At 51.6% G+C, this 16643-nt stretch carries 16 protein-coding genes and 1 pseudogene; 12 read left to right on the top strand and 5 right to left on the bottom strand.

All coding sequences use genetic code 11. From position 1 onward, the window contains the following. Positions 1-54 precede the first annotated feature (54 nt). On the bottom strand, positions 55-1128 hold the full coding sequence (locus C8275_RS06010) for a GDP-L-fucose synthase (protein ID WP_106484479.1): 1074 nt from the start codon (positions 1126-1128) through the stop codon (positions 55-57). Positions 1129-1152: 24 nt separating this feature from the next. Further along, positions 1153-2229 carry a GDP-mannose 4,6-dehydratase gene (gmd, locus tag C8275_RS06005; RefSeq protein WP_106484478.1) on the bottom strand — a complete coding sequence of 359 codons (1077 nt, stop codon included), beginning with the start codon at positions 2227-2229 and terminating at the stop codon, positions 1153-1155. Between the two features lie 416 nt (positions 2230-2645). Here gmd and C8275_RS06000 point away from each other — a divergent pair, with 416 nt between their 5' ends. The 3 genes and pseudogenes from C8275_RS06000 (at position 2646) to C8275_RS05990 (ending at position 5866) form a co-directional block, all read left to right on the top strand. Continuing rightward, positions 2646-3614, top strand: a complete 969-nt coding sequence (locus C8275_RS06000) for a type I phosphomannose isomerase catalytic subunit (protein ID WP_106625745.1) — start codon at positions 2646-2648, stop codon at positions 3612-3614. Positions 3615-4059: 445 nt separating this feature from the next. Next, positions 4060-5268, top strand: a complete 1209-nt coding sequence (locus C8275_RS05995; RefSeq protein ID WP_106484477.1) for an ATP/GTP-binding protein — start codon at positions 4060-4062, stop codon at positions 5266-5268. Between the two features lie 12 nt (positions 5269-5280). Further along, a pseudogene (locus tag C8275_RS05990) lies at positions 5281-5866 on the top strand (RloB family protein). A 160-nt stretch (positions 5867-6026) separates the two neighbouring features. Here the strand turns inward: C8275_RS05990 and C8275_RS05985 are convergent. Continuing rightward, positions 6027-6266 carry a hypothetical protein gene (locus C8275_RS05985; RefSeq protein WP_106484476.1) on the bottom strand — a complete coding sequence of 80 codons (240 nt, stop codon included), beginning with the start codon at positions 6264-6266 and terminating at the stop codon, positions 6027-6029. Positions 6267-6825: 559 nt separating this feature from the next. On the opposite strand from C8275_RS05985, the gene C8275_RS05980 reads away from it, so the two are divergent. The 9 genes from C8275_RS05980 (at position 6826) to folE (ending at position 14166) form a co-directional block, all read left to right on the top strand. Further along, positions 6826-7311, top strand: a complete 486-nt coding sequence (locus tag C8275_RS05980; RefSeq protein ID WP_106484475.1) for an HU family DNA-binding protein — start codon at positions 6826-6828, stop codon at positions 7309-7311. 425 nt (positions 7312-7736) lie between these two features. After that, positions 7737-8201 (top strand): nucleoside-diphosphate kinase, encoded by a 465-nt coding sequence (gene ndk / locus C8275_RS05970; RefSeq protein ID WP_106484473.1) that lies wholly within the window; start codon positions 7737-7739, stop codon positions 8199-8201. Positions 8202-8216: 15 nt separating this feature from the next. Further along, positions 8217-9083, top strand: coding sequence for a peptidoglycan DD-metalloendopeptidase family protein (locus C8275_RS05965; RefSeq protein ID WP_106484472.1), 867 nt, complete (start codon positions 8217-8219; stop codon positions 9081-9083). A 190-nt stretch (positions 9084-9273) separates the two neighbouring features. Beyond that, positions 9274-10293, top strand: coding sequence for an endonuclease/exonuclease/phosphatase family protein (locus tag C8275_RS05960; protein WP_234395712.1), 1020 nt, complete (start codon positions 9274-9276; stop codon positions 10291-10293). 106 nt (positions 10294-10399) lie between these two features. Continuing rightward, the gene (locus tag C8275_RS05955; protein ID WP_022383767.1) at positions 10400-10942 is read left to right on the top strand and encodes a DUF1599 domain-containing protein; all 543 of its coding nucleotides are present in this window, start codon (positions 10400-10402) and stop codon (positions 10940-10942) included. Further along, on the top strand, positions 10932-12230 hold the full coding sequence (locus C8275_RS05950; protein ID WP_106484471.1) for a BT_3928 family protein: 1299 nt from the start codon (positions 10932-10934) through the stop codon (positions 12228-12230). The genes C8275_RS05955 and C8275_RS05950 overlap by 11 nt, the downstream gene beginning before the upstream one ends. A gap of 44 nt (positions 12231-12274) precedes the next feature. Continuing rightward, on the top strand, positions 12275-13030 hold the full coding sequence (tpiA, locus tag C8275_RS05945; RefSeq protein ID WP_106484470.1) for a triose-phosphate isomerase: 756 nt from the start codon (positions 12275-12277) through the stop codon (positions 13028-13030). 90 nt (positions 13031-13120) lie between these two features. Next, the gene (locus C8275_RS05940) at positions 13121-13576 is read left to right on the top strand and encodes an SPOR domain-containing protein (RefSeq protein ID WP_106484469.1); all 456 of its coding nucleotides are present in this window, start codon (positions 13121-13123) and stop codon (positions 13574-13576) included. Beyond that, positions 13576-14166, top strand: a complete 591-nt coding sequence (gene folE, locus C8275_RS05935; RefSeq protein WP_022383763.1) for a GTP cyclohydrolase I FolE — start codon at positions 13576-13578, stop codon at positions 14164-14166. The genes C8275_RS05940 and folE overlap by 1 nt, the downstream gene beginning before the upstream one ends. A gap of 168 nt (positions 14167-14334) precedes the next feature. On the opposite strand, the gene C8275_RS05930 is transcribed toward folE, so the two are convergent. Both C8275_RS05930 and C8275_RS05925 read right to left on the bottom strand, forming a co-directional pair. After that, on the bottom strand, positions 14335-14853 hold the full coding sequence (locus C8275_RS05930; protein WP_106484468.1) for a DUF4251 domain-containing protein: 519 nt from the start codon (positions 14851-14853) through the stop codon (positions 14335-14337). Positions 14854-15012: 159 nt separating this feature from the next. Next, on the bottom strand, positions 15013-16422 hold the full coding sequence (locus tag C8275_RS05925; RefSeq protein WP_022383761.1) for an undecaprenyl-phosphate glucose phosphotransferase: 1410 nt from the start codon (positions 16420-16422) through the stop codon (positions 15013-15015). Positions 16423-16643: the final 221 nt, after the last annotated feature.

Here is a 16643-nt window from a genome sequence, read left to right as displayed (position 1 = left end):
GAATCACTCCAGACCTCATCAGCTTGTCCCCTTTCTTTATTAGTCAGCTCGTACTTATCGTCCCAGATACCAGTCGTACATACGGCGGACACCTTCCTCAATCTCGATGGTGTGGTGCCAGCCGAGGGCATGCAGCTTGCTCACGTCGGTCAGCTTGCGCAGGGTACCGTCCGGCTTCGACGCATCCCAACGGATTTCACCCTTGAAGCCCACCGTACCGGCAATCAGCTCAGCCAACCGGCGGATGGTAATCTCCTTGCCTGTACCAATGTTGATGTGGCAGTTGCGCACCTCTTGTGAACCGGGTGCATACGTATCTGCAAAATCGACATGCTCCATCACGAAGACCGTGGCATCTGCCATCTCTTCGCTCCACAGGAACTCACGCAGCGGCGTCCCCGTTCCCCACAGCGTCACCACGCCGGGAGCTATGCCATAGTGTGCCAGCACTTCGAGTATCTCTGCGTCGGCAGCAGAACCGTCGACACCCTCCACCGGACGGAGATTCAGGTCGTGCCGTACAGCCTCCCAGTTGCCTTCCGACAGGCAATGCGCCAGGTGAATCTTCCGTACCATGGCAGGCAGCACATGGCTGTTTTCCAGATGGAAGTTGTCGTTCGGACCGTAGAGGTTGGTAGGCATCACGGCGATGTAGTTGGTCCCGTATTGCAAGTTAAAGCTCTCGCACATCTTCAGTCCGGCAATCTTGGCGATGGCATACGGCTCGTTGGTGTACTCCAGCGGTGAGGTGAGCAGGGCTTCCTCCTTGATCGGTTGCGGAGCCTCCCGCGGATAGATGCAAGTGCTGCCCAGGAAGACCAGCTTCTTCACCCCGTGACGATAGCTCTCACCGATGACATTCTGCTGAATCTGCAGGTTCTGCCAGATAAAGTCGGCACGCTGATGCAGGTTTGCCCAGATACCTCCCACATGAGCGGCAGCCAGGATGACGGCTTCCGGCTGTTCTTCATCAAAGAAACGGCGCACAGCAGCCACGTCAAGCAAATCTAGCTCGGCATGAGTGCGCCCCACCAGCCGGGTATACCCTTTTTGCTTCAGGTTGTTCCAGATGGCAGAACCCACCAGTCCGCGATGTCCTGCCACGTATATCTTTGTGTTCTTATCCATTTTTACGATTTCCAATTATCCAAATCACAGGTTCGCCTTCAGGTGCAGCTTCTTTACGAAACGCATGTCATGGGCAACCATGATACGCACCAGTTCGGCAAAGGACGTCTTTTGCGGATTCCAGCCCAGGAGTGTCTTTGCCTTGGTCGGGTCACCCAACAGCTGCTCGACTTCGCAGGGACGGAAATACTTCGGGTCGACCTCCACCAGCACCCGTCCGGTAGCCGTGTCGATGCCCTTCTCGTCCACCCCTTCGCCTTCCCAACGCAAGTCGATGCCGACCTCGTGGAATGCCAGGGTACAGAACTCACGCACGGTGTGCATCTCACCGGTTGCAATGACAAAGTCCTCGGGAGTCTCGTGCTGGAGAATCAACCACATGCACTCCACATAGTCCTTGGCATAGCCCCAGTCGCGGCGTGCGTCGAGGTTACCCAGATAGAGTTTGTCCTGATGTCCCTGGGCGATGCGGGCTGCCGCCAAGGTAATCTTACGTGTGACGAAGTTCTCGCCGCGACGTTCACTCTCGTGGTTGAACAGGATGCCGTTCACGCAATACATGCCATAGCTCTCGCGGTAGTTCTTCGTTATCCAGAAACCATACTGCTTGGCCACTCCATAGGGAGAACGCGGATAGAAAGGAGTCGTCTCGCGCTGGGGAATTTCCTGCACCTTACCGAAAAGCTCGGAAGTGGATGCCTGGTAGATGCGGCAGGTCTTCTCCAGTCCGCAGATGCGCACTGCCTCCAGCAGACGCAACGTCCCGAGTGCATCCGCCTCTGCCGTATATTCAGGTACGTCAAAGCTGACTTTCACATGACTCTGTGCAGCCAGGTTATAAATTTCATCGGGTTTCACCTGCGCAATGATGCGGATGAGCGAACTGGAATCCGTCATGTCGCCCCAATGCAAGTTCACGAGCCGGCTTTTCTTCATGTCGCGCACCCACTCGTCCAAGTACAGATGCTCGATGCGTCCGGTGTTAAACGATGAGGAACGGCGCAGAATGCCATGCACCTCATACCCTTTCTCCAACAGATACTCGGCCAAGAACGAACCGTCCTGACCGGTGATTCCTGAAATTAATGCTACTTTTTTCATCTATTTACTATGTATTCAGTCCTAATGAATGGGCGGAATGCCGGAATGAACAGTGGCCGCACGCCTGCCGGCATCATCCGTCCGCTAAAACGAGTCAAAGGAATACATATTCTGCCAAAATCGCAAGAAATCCTTCCCATTTTTTAAATCTCGCCCGCTCATCCGGAGTCGAACTGACATGCCATTCCTCCTCCAAACCCTTCCGCGTATTCCCGTCTTGTGGAAAGAAAAGCTAAATCCTCCCGCCTTCCTACAAATAATTCCCATTTTTTATAGAGCCCTATCAAATCTATGGCTACCTTTGCAACTCACAAACTAACCGTAAGTAAGAAGGATGCACATCCGCCGTGTCCCGCCCGGCTGAAGAGCCAGTCACGGAAGCACACCAGCCGATGTCCATCAAGATTGTTTTCGTAATGTATTTATTTAAATTCGAACCTCTGCTGAAGCAGACCCTTTGGGGCGGTGACAAAATCAGGACGTACAAACACCTGCACAACACCCTGCCCCATGTGGGCGAAAGCTGGGAACTGTCCGGAGTCCCCGGGCATGAGTCTGTCGTGGCCAATGGCGAATGGAAAGGCACCCTGCTGCCCGACCTCATCGGTCACCTGGGAGCCGACCTTGTCGGCGCCGACAACCTTGCCCGACACGGCAATCTCTTCCCACTTCTGGTGAAATTCATCGATGCCCGCCTAGACCTTTCCATCCAAGTACATCCCGATGACCGCCTGGCACACGAACGCCACGGCTGTCCCGGAAAGAACGAAATGTGGTATGTCATTGCCGCCGAACCCGGTGCACGCCTCTGTGCCGGACTGTCACAGACCATTGATGCCGACGAATACGAACGCCGCGTCCGGGAAGGCACCATCGAAGAGGTGCTCTGTTTCCACGACCTGCATGCCGGAGATGTCTTCCACATCCCTGCCGGACGGGTACACAGCATCGGTGCCGGGACGTTCCTCGCCGAGATTCAACAGACGAGCGACATCACCTACCGTATCTATGACTTCAACCGCCGCGATGACAACGGGAACCTGCGCGAACTGCACACCGAGCTGGCAAAGGATGCCATCGACTACCGCGTACTCGCCGACTACCGTTCCCACTACACGCCGCACGCCAACGAACCGGTGGAACTGGTGACATCGCCCCAGTTTACCACCTCGCTCTACGACCTGACCGAGCCGATGTGTTGCGACTATTCCGACCTGGACACCTTCATCATCTATGTCTGCACGGCCGGAGCAGCCACCCTGCACAGCTACGGAGGCCATTCGCTGCCCATCAGCCAAGGCGAGACCGTACTCGTCCCTGCCTGTACACGCTGGGTGGACATACGGCCCGAAGGTCACGTCACCTTGCTGGAAAGCTGGACTTAACCCCAACCGGTCACAAGTCCGGACACAAATGACACCGGTGAAACGAAGCCCCGTCCTCCTTCCGAGGCGCATCGGGCATCCGTTTCACCGGCGTCATTTGTTTGGGAAAAGACCGTTTTCCCCCAGGGAAAATTACTCCTCCGTCATTGGCTCTCCATTCAGCTGCCTCCTGAATCCGGTCCAGAAGTCTTTGCCGAAAAAATACTTCCGTCTAGCACCTACCGGGGTGCCACAGCCGCAACGATGGACGGGATTGCGCGGCAAAGATACGGAGTAAATATAAGAAATAAGACTGTTTGTATGTTAAATTACTTAAGAGATGCAGTACAAGGGAAAGCAACGAGCACTATTAGTTTCATGAAATCGCACAAAAGCTGCAAATTTTCAATACTAATATTAGTTTAATACGAAAGTTCCAATTACTTTTGTCAAAAACAAAAGAACTATGATAGCAGAGATTAAGTTCAAAAACCTCTTTTCGTTCAGGGATGAGACCGTATTGAGCTTCGAGGCTGACAAGAGCAAAGACATGGAAGCCTATCATGTAATAGAGCTGGACAAAAATGTCAGACTCTTAAAAATCGCCGTAGTCTATGGAGCAAATGCTTCCGGCAAAAGCAACATCATCAAAATCTGTGACTTCCTGAAATCATTCATCACCTATACCCCTCTAAACAAGGCTGAACAGATACCGGTGCTCCCCTTCCTCCTGAATTCAGACAACCGGAAGCTCCTGTCCGAATATTCCATTTCATTCTACCTGACAACAGACAGAAAAACCACCCGTTATGTCTATTCCGTTGCTTTGGACCACACACATGTGGCAAAAGAGACACTGGCCTATTACCCCAGCCAACAGCCTGCTACCATCTTTGAAAGAAGTACGGAGAACGGCGTGTCTGTCATCAGATTCGGACAACGAATCAAAGCTACACAAGCCGTCAAAGAAGAGATAACCCTGAAATGCCTGCAAAACATGTCTGTGTTTGCTGCCTACATGCAGGTAAATAGCCACCTTGCGGAATTGGAAACCGTACTTCAGTATCTGACAGGACGGATCATGCCTGCCGTCGTTCCGACCTCACCACTGAACCGGTATGCGGAAGAATCGATTAAGGATGAATCGGCGAAAGAGTATATACTGAGATACTTGCAGGAAGCCGATTTCAACATCTCCAACATTAGCTCCAAAGAGCAGAAGACAAAAAGAGGTACGGTCAATGCCACCATCTATCAGCATCAGGTCTTTTCAGACGATGGGGCATCCGATTTTTATGAATTTCCGGAGATGTTTGAGTCAGATGGCACCATCCGAACTTTCGGACTGGCAGCCCAAGTGCAAAAGGCCCTTGAAAACAATGCTTTCCTTGCTGTCGATGAGATTGAATCCTCCCTACATCCCAAGCTCATCGAATACATCATCGAACGCTTCCTGAAAGAATCCGAACAAGCACAACTGTTGCTCACCACACATTATGACGGTCTGTTGGAGGAGGACGATTTACTTCGGAAAGACACCATCTGGTTTACGGAAAAAAATACAGACGGCTCCAGTGTCCTTTATCCTTTGACAGATTTCAAGGGACTGAACCGGATCAGTTCTCTCCGGAAAGCCTATAAATTCGGTAAATTCGGTGCAGTCCCTAACTTATAATCAACCAGTCTCATGAGAAAAGCCAGCAAACACACTGCCACCCGACAAGTCATTCATATTGTAGGTGAAGGACTGACGGAGTTGTTCTATTTCAGCCACCTGAAGAAACTACTTGATTATAGATACTCCATCTCCCCACGCCTGTTCGAGAACAACAGTATCGAGAAGATTGAGAAGAAAATCAAGGAGCTGCTTGATGAAGATGTTTTTGTCATCTGTGTTTTTGATGCCGATGTCAGCAGACGCTCTGAGGCAGAAAACAAAAAGATGGTAGCACTCAAAAACAAATATGAAAAGAATAAAAATGTGATTCTATGCGACAGCTTGCAGTCCATAGAATACTGGTTCTTACTGCACTTTGAAGATACGTGTCGCCATTTCAAGGATTCAGCAGCAACAGAAAAGGCTTTGAAACACTATCTGCCTGCATACGACAAGACACGCAAATATCTTGAAAAAGACAAATGGGTCAGAGACATGCTTGCAGACGAAAAAGATGAACAAGGCATGTGAATTGGCTGAGAAATATAGAGGTCGTGATTCCTATAGCGAGATTTATAAAGCAATCAGGAAAGTAAGTGAACCGGCAGCTGACTAAAAACAAATACACGAGTGCCTGACCTCCGGCAGCCCAACCTACCTCTCCTGTAAACATTTCACCGAACAGAAAGAAAGCAAAACAGAAGATTTGCTTGACAGATCTAGTCCTATTGCCATTTCCAGCTAACGCATATTTTTGAGAAACGGAGCAAAGTAGGTTATTTTAAGAATAAACATACGTTTCCTAACGCATAAACATTCCATTCAAGGCTCAAAGTTGCATGTTTATTCACGCAAACAATATTGTTTGGCTCGTCAAACACAAGTGTTTCATCCGTCAAACAATATTGTTTGGCAAGTGAAACAATATTGTTTCGTGATTCGAACATTTGTTTTTGCTGACAAGCAACAATAATAAACTGAATTTCACACTCATTTACTTCCAGTTTGCTTATCATACGCCCATTTTTCCAACTATGAATGTGCTCATAGGAACTACCTTTCATCTGACGAAAAGAACACAACAAGTGCACAACGCCTACTCCATTGACAAGACAATCACCCAATCTTCATCATTGTGTATTTTGCGAATCGCCTGAGAATGCCCTCCAAATCCACCGCCAAGTATTTTGCTCCGAAAGAAGCCCGTCTGGAGCGATTCGTTTGACAAAAAGACAAAGTGGACGGGAGAATGACAATTTGATAGAGAGGGGTGTAAAAAGAGAACCTAACCAGGAGCCACACTATACCTTATTATATTATGAGGACCGGATTATGAGGACCGGGCGAGCAGACCGCTCGCCCCTACATTTGCCCCTGAATCGGATAGTTGCGAAACACTCCCCGCATCCGGTGTGAACGCAAGAATGAACGCAAACGGTGCATTTCGCTTTCCGGAGTCTGCAACAAGGACTACCTTTACAAAGTGATTCAACGACGGACGCACATCCCGGTAACGGACGGAGAAGAACCACGGAAGAAATCACAAACGTCTAACTAAAATCAACAACAAATCACATGGCTCTAATCTACAAGGTAAAACAAGCGAGCAGGGCAACGAAGGAAGGCAAGAAGCTCTACCATCCGTCCATCATCAGCATGGGAATCGTAACCACTGCCCAACTGGCAAAAGAAATCGCGGAGTATTCTTCGCTCACGGCAGGTGACGTCAAAAGCACCATCGACAACCTCATCACCGTCATGCGGAAGCATCTGGTTGCCTCCGAAGTGGTGGAACTCGACGGTATCGGGACTTTCCGGATTCGGCTGAGGTCGCAAGGCAATGGGGCGGAGACCCCGGATGAGGTCTTTCCCCAACAGTCTGTCCCCAGACTCTATTTCCGTACGGCTGCCAAACGCAGCACCACCCGTAGTACCGCACTGTGGGCACTGCTCGAGAACTTGGGATACCGACACATCGACCAACTACAGGGCAGTACGCCCCCTCAAGCCTTCCCGGAATCGGATAGGGAGAAGAAGGAAGAGACGAACCAAGACTTCTGAGCAACGGTCTCAGACCCGAATCGCACAATAATCTGACAGCAAAAGACACCGGAGCATGCAGGCCCTCTGCATACGCGGTGTCTTTGCATATCATCCCCCCTTCTTTTGTAGTAAACCGACAGGCACAATGAATATCTTTCCTTTTTTGAAGGAAAAAATCAGAGAATGTTTCCTTCAAAAAAGGAAACTCCTGCCTGCCAACCTGCTGTCAGTCCTCCCTGATGAACCTCTGTTCCCTGGTGACCCGGCAACGCTCCGCCTCCGATTGTCAAAAATCAGAGCAAAGTTTCCGAAAGGCATTTGAGTTAAAAGCGTTAATAATCTTAGTTTTTTCTCAAAAAAGGGAGTGCAGACTTTCGCTTATTAAGGAATAAGCTGTATCTTTGGGCGTTTTTGAATTTAGTATGAACGTCTAATAACATGAAATTATGGAAAAAACACTGGTCATATTGAAACCATGTACGCTGCAACGCGGATTGGTGGGTGAAATCACCAACCGGTTTGAACGCAAGGGCTTGCGTCTGGCAGGCATGAAAATGATACAACTAACAGACGAGATACTAAATCAACACTACGCGCACCTGAGTGCAAAACCGTTTTTTCAGCGGGTGAAAGACTCGATGATGGTGACTCCTGTGATTGTGTGCTGCTATGAAGGCGTCGATGCCGTGCAGACCGTACGCGCAATGGCAGGTGTGACGAATGGTCGTTTGGCTGCCCCCGGAACCATTCGAGGTGACTACTCGATGAGCTTCCAGGAAAACATTGTCCACACCTCAGATTCCCCTGAAAACGCGGAGATTGAGTTAAACCGTTTTTTTAAACCAGAAGAAATCTTCGAATACAAACAGGCTACCTTCGGGTACCTGTATGCAAACGACGAGTACTAAAAGTTTTTTAGAGGAATGATATTAAGGACTATCAGAACTGCAACTGTGGCGCTCTTGGCAATGGTCGGTGTGACAGCCTCCGCACAAGACCTGCTCGCAAGCCAAGCGCCCATCGACAAGAAAATGCGGGCAATCGACTCAGTGGCTCTCCAACGCCAGATCCAAAAGGAGAAAATGGAATACCCGGGCTTTGCCCTGTATCCGAACTGGACAAACGAGCGCGTTCATGTGTATGGCAACGTTGCCATGCCTGACTCGTTCACCATCGACCTGAAGGGTTTCTGCATGCCCACTGACAACCGTAAGATAACCTCCAAGTATGGTCCCCGACGCCGACGCATGCACAAAGGGGTGGACGTGAAAGTCTACATCGGCGACACCATCCGCTCGGCTTTTGACGGAAAGGTACGCGTGGTGCAATATGAACGTCGCGGTTATGGCAAATACGTGGTCATTCGTCACGACAACGGGTTGGAGACCATCTACGGACACTTGTCGAAGCAGCTGGTAGGTGAAAACCAGATAGTCAAAGCGGGAGAACCCATCGGACTGGGTGGAAACACCGGACGTTCCACGGGGTCACACCTCCACTTCGAGACCCGCTTCCTCGGACAGGACATCGACCCGACGAGAATGTTTGACTTCCCCAATCAGGATATTGTTGCAGACACTTATACCTACTACAAACCGGGCAGCCGGAAAGGAAGCAAGACAGAAGACAGCAACAGCAGTTCGGAAATCCGCTATTATCGTGTACGGAAAGGCGACACGCTGTCGAAGATTGCTGCACGTCAAGGTGTCTCCGTACGCCGCTTGTGTCAGCTGAACGGCATCACGACCCGTACGACACTGCGCATCGGACAAGTGCTGCGCTTCTCCTGACAAGACCCGGGGATAGAACCTCGTATTTAAACTGATAGACATAGACAACGCGGATGACGCGGACTTCTCTTCATCGCCACACCCGGGATGAATGAGTATCCCCGTGTCATCCGCGTTGTGTGTATCTGGATGGGGACAACACGACCTTCCGTCCGCCAACCATTCCTTCCCTTAACTGACGCATTGGACCATGAACATCTTCCGTCTGCTTGCCTGGGGCGTCATCTGGAGCCTGGGCATGACCACCAGTCCGGCACAAACCAACCGCTTCCGGGTGATGGAGTACAACACAGAGAACCTCTTTGACTGCCGACACGACACCCTGAAGGACGACCTCGCCTACCTGCCGGAAGCCACACGACACTGGACTCCCTATCGTCTCCACAACAAACTGCTGAAGCTGGGACGTCTGATAGCCGCCGTCGGCAAAGAACAGGCACCGGACCTCATCGCCCTATGCGAGGTGGAAAACGACTCCGTGCTCATCAAACTGACCCAACATACTCCCCTGAGAACATTGGACTACCGCTTCATCATCACCCATTCGCCCGACGAACGGGGCATCGACGTCGCCCTGCTCTACCAGCGGGCACGCTTCAGGGTCCTGTCACACCACAGCATCCCCATCCCTTTGCCTTCCGATGAAAGACCGACGCGTGACCTGCTCCACGTGAGCGGACGCATTGCCACCGGGGACACACTCGACGTGATTGTCTGCCACCTGCCTTCACGCATCACAGGGGCACGACGGGGCAGACTGCGACGGCAACGGGCAGCAGAGGTCCTGAAGAGGTGTTGCGACTCACTGATGCACGTCCGTCGGGAACCGCGTCTGCTGGTAACCGGCGACTTCAACGACACACCGGAGGGAGACGTCGTGCAGGGAGTGATGCAGGCAGGAGCACCGGACAACACCCCCTCACCTCACCGCCTCTACAACCTGATGGCAGGGAAACGTCCGGGGACCTACCGCTACCGGGGTGAGTGGAGCACCATCGACCACCTGCTGGTCTCCGGGTTATTGCTGGACGAAAGCGCAGGCTTCCATACCCGCAGCGATGCAGCAGCCATCGTGACCTTCCCCTATCTGCTGGAAAGAGAAAAGCGATACGGCGGACTCCGTCCGGCACGGACCTACAACGGCATGCGTTACAACGGCGGCTACAGCGACCATTTGCCCATCCGGGCAGACTTCTTCCTGCCGCAATGAGACGGGAACAGCCGTTTTTCGTTCCTGTCCGGAAGCTCTTCTACAGAATAGATGGGCTTTTCAGCGAGATTGTGTATCTTTGTGCACGCTAGACATAAATGAACTTATGAACGATACGAATCAGCAATTCCAACAGGTCATGACGGTGTGTCGCGACCTTTTTGCCAAGAAGCTGCATGACTACGGCGCGGCATGGCGCATCATGCGTCCCTCCTCCGTGACCGACCAGATACTTATCAAGGCGAACCGCATACGCAGTCTGGAAATCAAAGGGGTATCCCTGGTGGGCGAAGGCATCCGCCCGGAGTTTATCGGCATTGTCAACTATGGCATCATCGGTCTGATTCAGCTTGAGCTGGGTTACTGCGACCGTGACGACCTGAGCACCGACCGGGCACTGGAACTGTACGACAAGTATGCCAAGGCGGCACTTGACCTGATGATCGCCAAGAACCACGACTACGACGAAGCATGGCGCAGCATGCGCATCACGTCCTATACCGATCTCATCCTGATGAAGATTTACCGCACGAAGCAGATTGAATCCTTGTCGGGACAGACCTTGGTGTCGGAAGGCATCGATGCCAACTACATGGACATGATAAACTATTCGGTATTCGCACTCATCAAGCTTGACTATGGAGAGTAAGACAATGCATCGTGCCAACGTAGTGTGGACCAACTTTTGCCGGTTTGCCTTGGGCATCGTGTTCATCTTCTCCGGCTTTGTCAAGGCGGACGACCCCTATGGCATGGTCTACAAGCTTCAGGACTATTTCGTGGCATTCGGATGGACCGACTTCATGCCTTCCTTCATGCCCCTCTTCCTGTCGTGCCTGCTCGCTGTCTTCGAGTTCACGCTGGGTGTCTATCTCTTCTTCGGAATCCGCAAGAGGCTGACCTCCATCGCTGTAGCGTTGGTGATGCTGGTCATGACGCCTTTCACACTCTACCTCGCCATCGCCAATCCGGTGTCAGACTGCGGCTGCTTCGGCGACGCACTGAAGCTGACCAACTGGGAAACCTTCTGGAAGAACATCGTGCTGCTGGTGTTCGCCCTGTGGCTGTTCAAGCACTACCGGCTGGTGGTGAAGTTCATCAGCAAGAAGAACCAATGGATAATCTCCATGTACGGCATCCTCTACAGCGTTGCCATCGTGTCCTACTGCATCTTCTACCTGCCCATCTTCGACTTCCGTCCGTACTACATCGGTGCGAACATCAAGGAACAGATGAGCATCCCTGAAGGCGAGGAGCCTCCGGTCTATGACACCACGTTCATCCTGGAAAAGGACGGCGTGCAGAAGGAATTCACACTGGACAATTACCCCGACAGCACCTGGACGTTCGTCGACAGCCGCCTCCACCTGGTGAAGGAGGGCTACGTGCCGCCGATTGCCGACTTCTCCCTGCGCCTTTATGATACGGGGGACGACGTGACGGACTTCATCCTGAGCGAACCGGGATACACATTCCTCCTGATTTCCCCATCACTGGGAGATGCCGACGACGGTTCGATAGACCTCATCAACGAGATTTATGACTACAGCATGGAGAACGGTTACCCCTTCTACTGTGTGACCCCTTCGCCGGAAGAGGAAGTGGAACAGTGGAAGGACCGCACCGGGGCTGAATATCCGTACCTGATCGGTGATGAAACCGTACTGAAGACCGTCGTGCGTTCCAACCCGGGACTGGTGCTGCTCAAGGAAGGTACCATCATCAACAAATGGAGCTTCCAGAACCTGCCCGACGAGTATGCGCTCAACGGACGGCTGGAGGAGATTCCGCTGGGACAAATCCAACAGATGCCCCTCACCCACCGTGTGGGCATCGTGTTCCTCTGGTTCATTGTGCCGCTGGCGGTATTCACCCTGCTCGACAACTGGTATCACCTCTACCAGGTACGCAAGAACCGACGGGCACAGGGTGCCTGATAAACCCGAATTATCAACTTTAGTTTAATTACATACAAATCATCATGAGAAAGAACATCGTAGCAGGCAACTGGAAAATGAACAAGAACCTGCAAGAAGGTATTGCTTTGGCAAAAGAACTGAACGAGGCTCTGGCAGCCGATAAACCCAACTGCGACGTGATCATCTGCACGCCGTTCATCCACCTGGCTTCCGTCACTCCGTTGGTTGACTCCAAGGTTATCGGTGTAGGTGCCGAGAACTGCGCAGACAAGGCTTCGGGTGCTTACACAGGTGAAGTTTCGGCTGAAATGGTCGCATCCACCGGTGCTCAATATGTCATCCTGGGTCACTCTGAGCGTCGTGCATACTACCACGAGACCGTAGAAATCCTGACCGAGAAAGTGAAGCTGGCTCTTGCCAACAACCTGAAGCCTATCTTCTGCATCGGTGAGGTGCTCGAAGAGCGTGAAGCCAACAAGCAGAACGAAGTGGTGGCTGCCCAGCTGGCTTCTGTCTTCTCCCTTTCAGCTGAAGACTTCTCGAAAATCATCCTTGCTTACGAACCGGTATGGGCCATCGGCACCGGTAAGACGGCTACTCCCGAACAGGCACAGGAAATCCATGCTTACATCCGCTCACTCGTAGCTGAGAAATACGGCAAGGAAGTGGCAGACAACACGTCTATCCTCTATGGCGGCAGCTGCAAGCCTTCGAATGCCAAGGAACTTTTTGCCAATCCCGACGTGGATGGCGGCCTCATCGGCGGCGCATCATTGAAGGTTGCCGACTTCAAAGGCATCATCGACGCATTCAAATAACATCAGTTGACCAGTTGGCGAGTGAACGGGAATTGACAAGGAGTCAGCCTGTTCACTTGCCGACTCAACCAACACCTAACCTCTCCTCCTATGAGACTGATCACTTTACTGATGTTCGCCTTTGTCAGCCTGGCAACATGGGCACAGAAGGACATCGTGTCGGCTTTGACTGAAAAGAAAGCCGGCGAAGGTACCGTAGTCATCCACCAGGACCTCCGGCTGAATGCCTTGTTGCAGGAAGGAATCAACACGACGTTGAACAGCGACGGCGAACGGGTGGCAAAAACTGCCGGATTCCGAGTACAGGTATATGCCGGCAACAACTCGCGCCAGGCACGTAGCGAGGCTAACCTGATGGCAACCAGAGTACGCACTTCATTCCCCGAACTGCAGGTCTATACCCACTTCGTCAATCCGCGCTGGCTCTGTCAGGTGGGCGACTTCCGCAGCATTGAAGAGGCCGACGTAGTGATGCGCAAGCTCAAGGCGACCGGCGACTTCAAGGAGGTATCCATCGTGCGTGCACAAATAAACATTCCGTATTGATGAACGAAGAACTACAAGCATTTGCCAGTCCCGAGCGTATCGAAGCACTGAAAGGTTGTTACCGGGAGGTGCTTACCTTACTGGGTGAAGACACTGAACGCGAAGGACTGCTCAAAACGCCCGAACGTGTGGCAAAAGCCATGCTCACACTGACCCGGGGCTACCACATGGACGCACGAGAAGTGCTCCTGTCGGCGAAGTTTAAAGAAGACTACAGACAGATGGTCATCGTGAAAGACATCGACTTCTTTTCGCTCTGCGAACACCACATGCTGCCCTTCTTTGGCAAGGCACACGTGGCTTATATCCCGAACGGATACATCACGGGACTGAGCAAGATAGCCCGTGTGGTCGACATCTTCTCCCACCGTCTGCAAGTGCAGGAACGCATGACCCTGCAAATCAAAGAGTGTATCCAGGAAGCTCTCAATCCGTTGGGAGTCATGGTGGTAGTTGAAGCAAAGCACATGTGCATGCAGATGCGTGGAGTGGAGAAACAGAACTCCATCACGACCACTTCCGACTTCACCGGAGCTTTCAACCAGGCCAAGACCCGCGAGGAGTTCATGAACCTGATCAAACACGACTGAACAGTCGGAGACGCGTCATCTGAAGTTGTGTCGCCACAATTCGCTTTCTGAGGGCATTCAACCCGATGAGGATGGAAAAAGGCACGGAAACACAAAGAGGATTCTTACCTGAAACAGTCAGGATAGTCCTTCTGTGCTTCCGTGCCTTTTATAATTCTGGGAACCGATTCATTCCTTCTTCGAAACCGGCTCCTTCTCTTCCGTCACCAGATCGCCGATGAAGTCGATGGACTGCTTCCGTTGCATGTTGACACGGATGTTGGATGCACCATTATCGTACACATCGACATGGAAGGTGTAATAGTCTTCACGGGTACGGGCAGAGAACTCAATCTCGTAATTGCCCTTCTTGCCCAGCTTCTGTTCATAATCCAGTACCTCGGCTTCAAAGTTCAGCCCCTCGCCTCCCCCGTAAGGGATGGAGTAGGCACGTCCATAATAAGGCAAATAGGAAAAGACGGAGTCATTTTTGACCGTGAGGGAATAGTAAGGCGACAACTGTATGCTGTGTCCACCTTGTGTCAAGGCTGAACGGACTTCGATTTCAAAATCCTTCGCCTCCATACGCTCTTTCACCATCTGTGCGCGTTCCTGCTTCTTCTCAGTCTTGCTTTGTGCCGACAGAGATACGGGGATGGCCGACAACGCCAGGCACCATCCCGCCCATAACAACAGTTTCTTTTTCATAGGCTCATTGTGTTAGATGGTTTATCGCCTCAAAAATAGGGAGAAAGTACATACATCCGCACAAAGGAAGGCACTCATTTAGCTTATTTTAGTTCGCCGTTCCTGCGTGTCCGGTCTCCTTAGCGTTTTTTCAGAAGCGGACGGCAGCGAATGGTTCCGTCAATAGGCATTGGCTTCGCCACGGATGGCGTTGCGTACGGTCATGTAGATGATGCGCAGGTCGAGCCAGAACGACCAGTTCTCCACATACCAGATGTCCTTACGGATGCGGTCTTCCATCTGATAGAGTTCCTTGGTCTCGCCACGGCAACCGTTCACCTGTGCCCAACCGGTAATGCCCGGCTTCAGCAAATGGCGCACCATGTATTTGTTTATCAGTGCAGAATATTCCTCGGTATGTTTGAGCATGTGCGGACGAGGACCGACTACCGACATGTCTCCCAGGAGTACATTGATGAACTGCGGCAACTCATCGATGCTGCTCTTGCGAAGGAAATTGCCAAACTTCGTCTTGCGGGGGTCATCCTTGGTCGCCTGGAGTCTGTCGGCATCCTTGTTGACCTTCATGCTGCGGAACTTGTAGCAGTAGAACTCCTTTCCGTTCAGCCCGTTCCGCTTCTGCTTGAAGAAGACAGGACCGGGAGAGGTGATTTTGGTCACAATGGCAACAAAGAGATAGATGAACGGGAAGAGCGTGCAGAGGAACGTCAGCGAAAACACAATGTCAAACAGACGCTTCACAAAGCGGTTGATGGGCTGACGCAAGGGCTCTTCACGCATATACAGCACGGGGACATCTCCCATCAGCGTCATACGCATCGTACGGCGCAGGTAGTTGCGTACGTTGGGAACACTGCAAAAACGGATCAGGTGGTTTTCACAATAGTTGATCAGCTCCATAATCTCCGACGCACGAACCGAAGGCAGGCAACAGTAGAGCCGTGGCGGAGCTGTCGGCGAAATGGGCATGTTGCGCAGATAGGGAATCACCTCGTTCACCTTCCCCAGATAGGGCAAGGGGAAGTGCTCGACCGGCTGGTCGTCAAAGTATCCCAGGATGCGGTAACCGGTCGAAGGGTCGTTCATCATCTCACCGTAAAGGTCGAGCATGTTCAATCCGCTGCCGACAAAAATCACACTGCGGAGATTGCGTCCCAACCGGCGGTAACGCCGGATAAAATAGCGGGCAACCAGACGGCCCACCAGGATGCCCACCCACAATGCCGGATAGAACGTGAAAACCCATGCCCACGAAAAGAGATGCCCCTCCAGGTAATCAATGGTCAGAAACGAAAGGACGCCAAACCAGAACACGGTGACAAACGAACGGGCGACAATCTCCTCGGGACGTACCTTACGCATATACACCACAGGCTTCTTCCACGACACACACAAGAGGTAGATGACGTTGAAGACGAAATAGACCAAATGATATTCAGTGGATGCCAGTGCGGGATACAGCCCCGGACTCAACCAATAGAAAACAGTCAACAACAGATTGAGGATGACCAGATCATTCAGGATGACTGCCCAACGCAATAAGGTTACTTTTTGAGATTCCCGTTGCATAATAGTTCTGCCATTTTTATGTAAAGTAATTACAAAGGTATAGGAAATGTTGTAAGGGAAAAAGATTAAAAAGTATTTTTACCCTCCCCCATGAGGTTAAAAGATGTTTATCTTTTCGGAATTTTCCGCTAAGCAATTGTCTTTAAAGCAATTTTAGATTCACGGTTTCGAGTCAGGTTACACAAGTTCAAACAGGTTCACAATTTCTTGGACAGCTTTTC

The sequence above is a fragment of the Bacteroides sp. Marseille-P3684 genome (genome assembly GCF_900291465.1).
GTDB lineage: Bacteria > Bacteroidota > Bacteroidia > Bacteroidales > Bacteroidaceae > Phocaeicola_A.
Note: the sequence above shows the minus strand (reverse complement) of the source record. Positions and strands in the feature narration are given on the sequence as shown.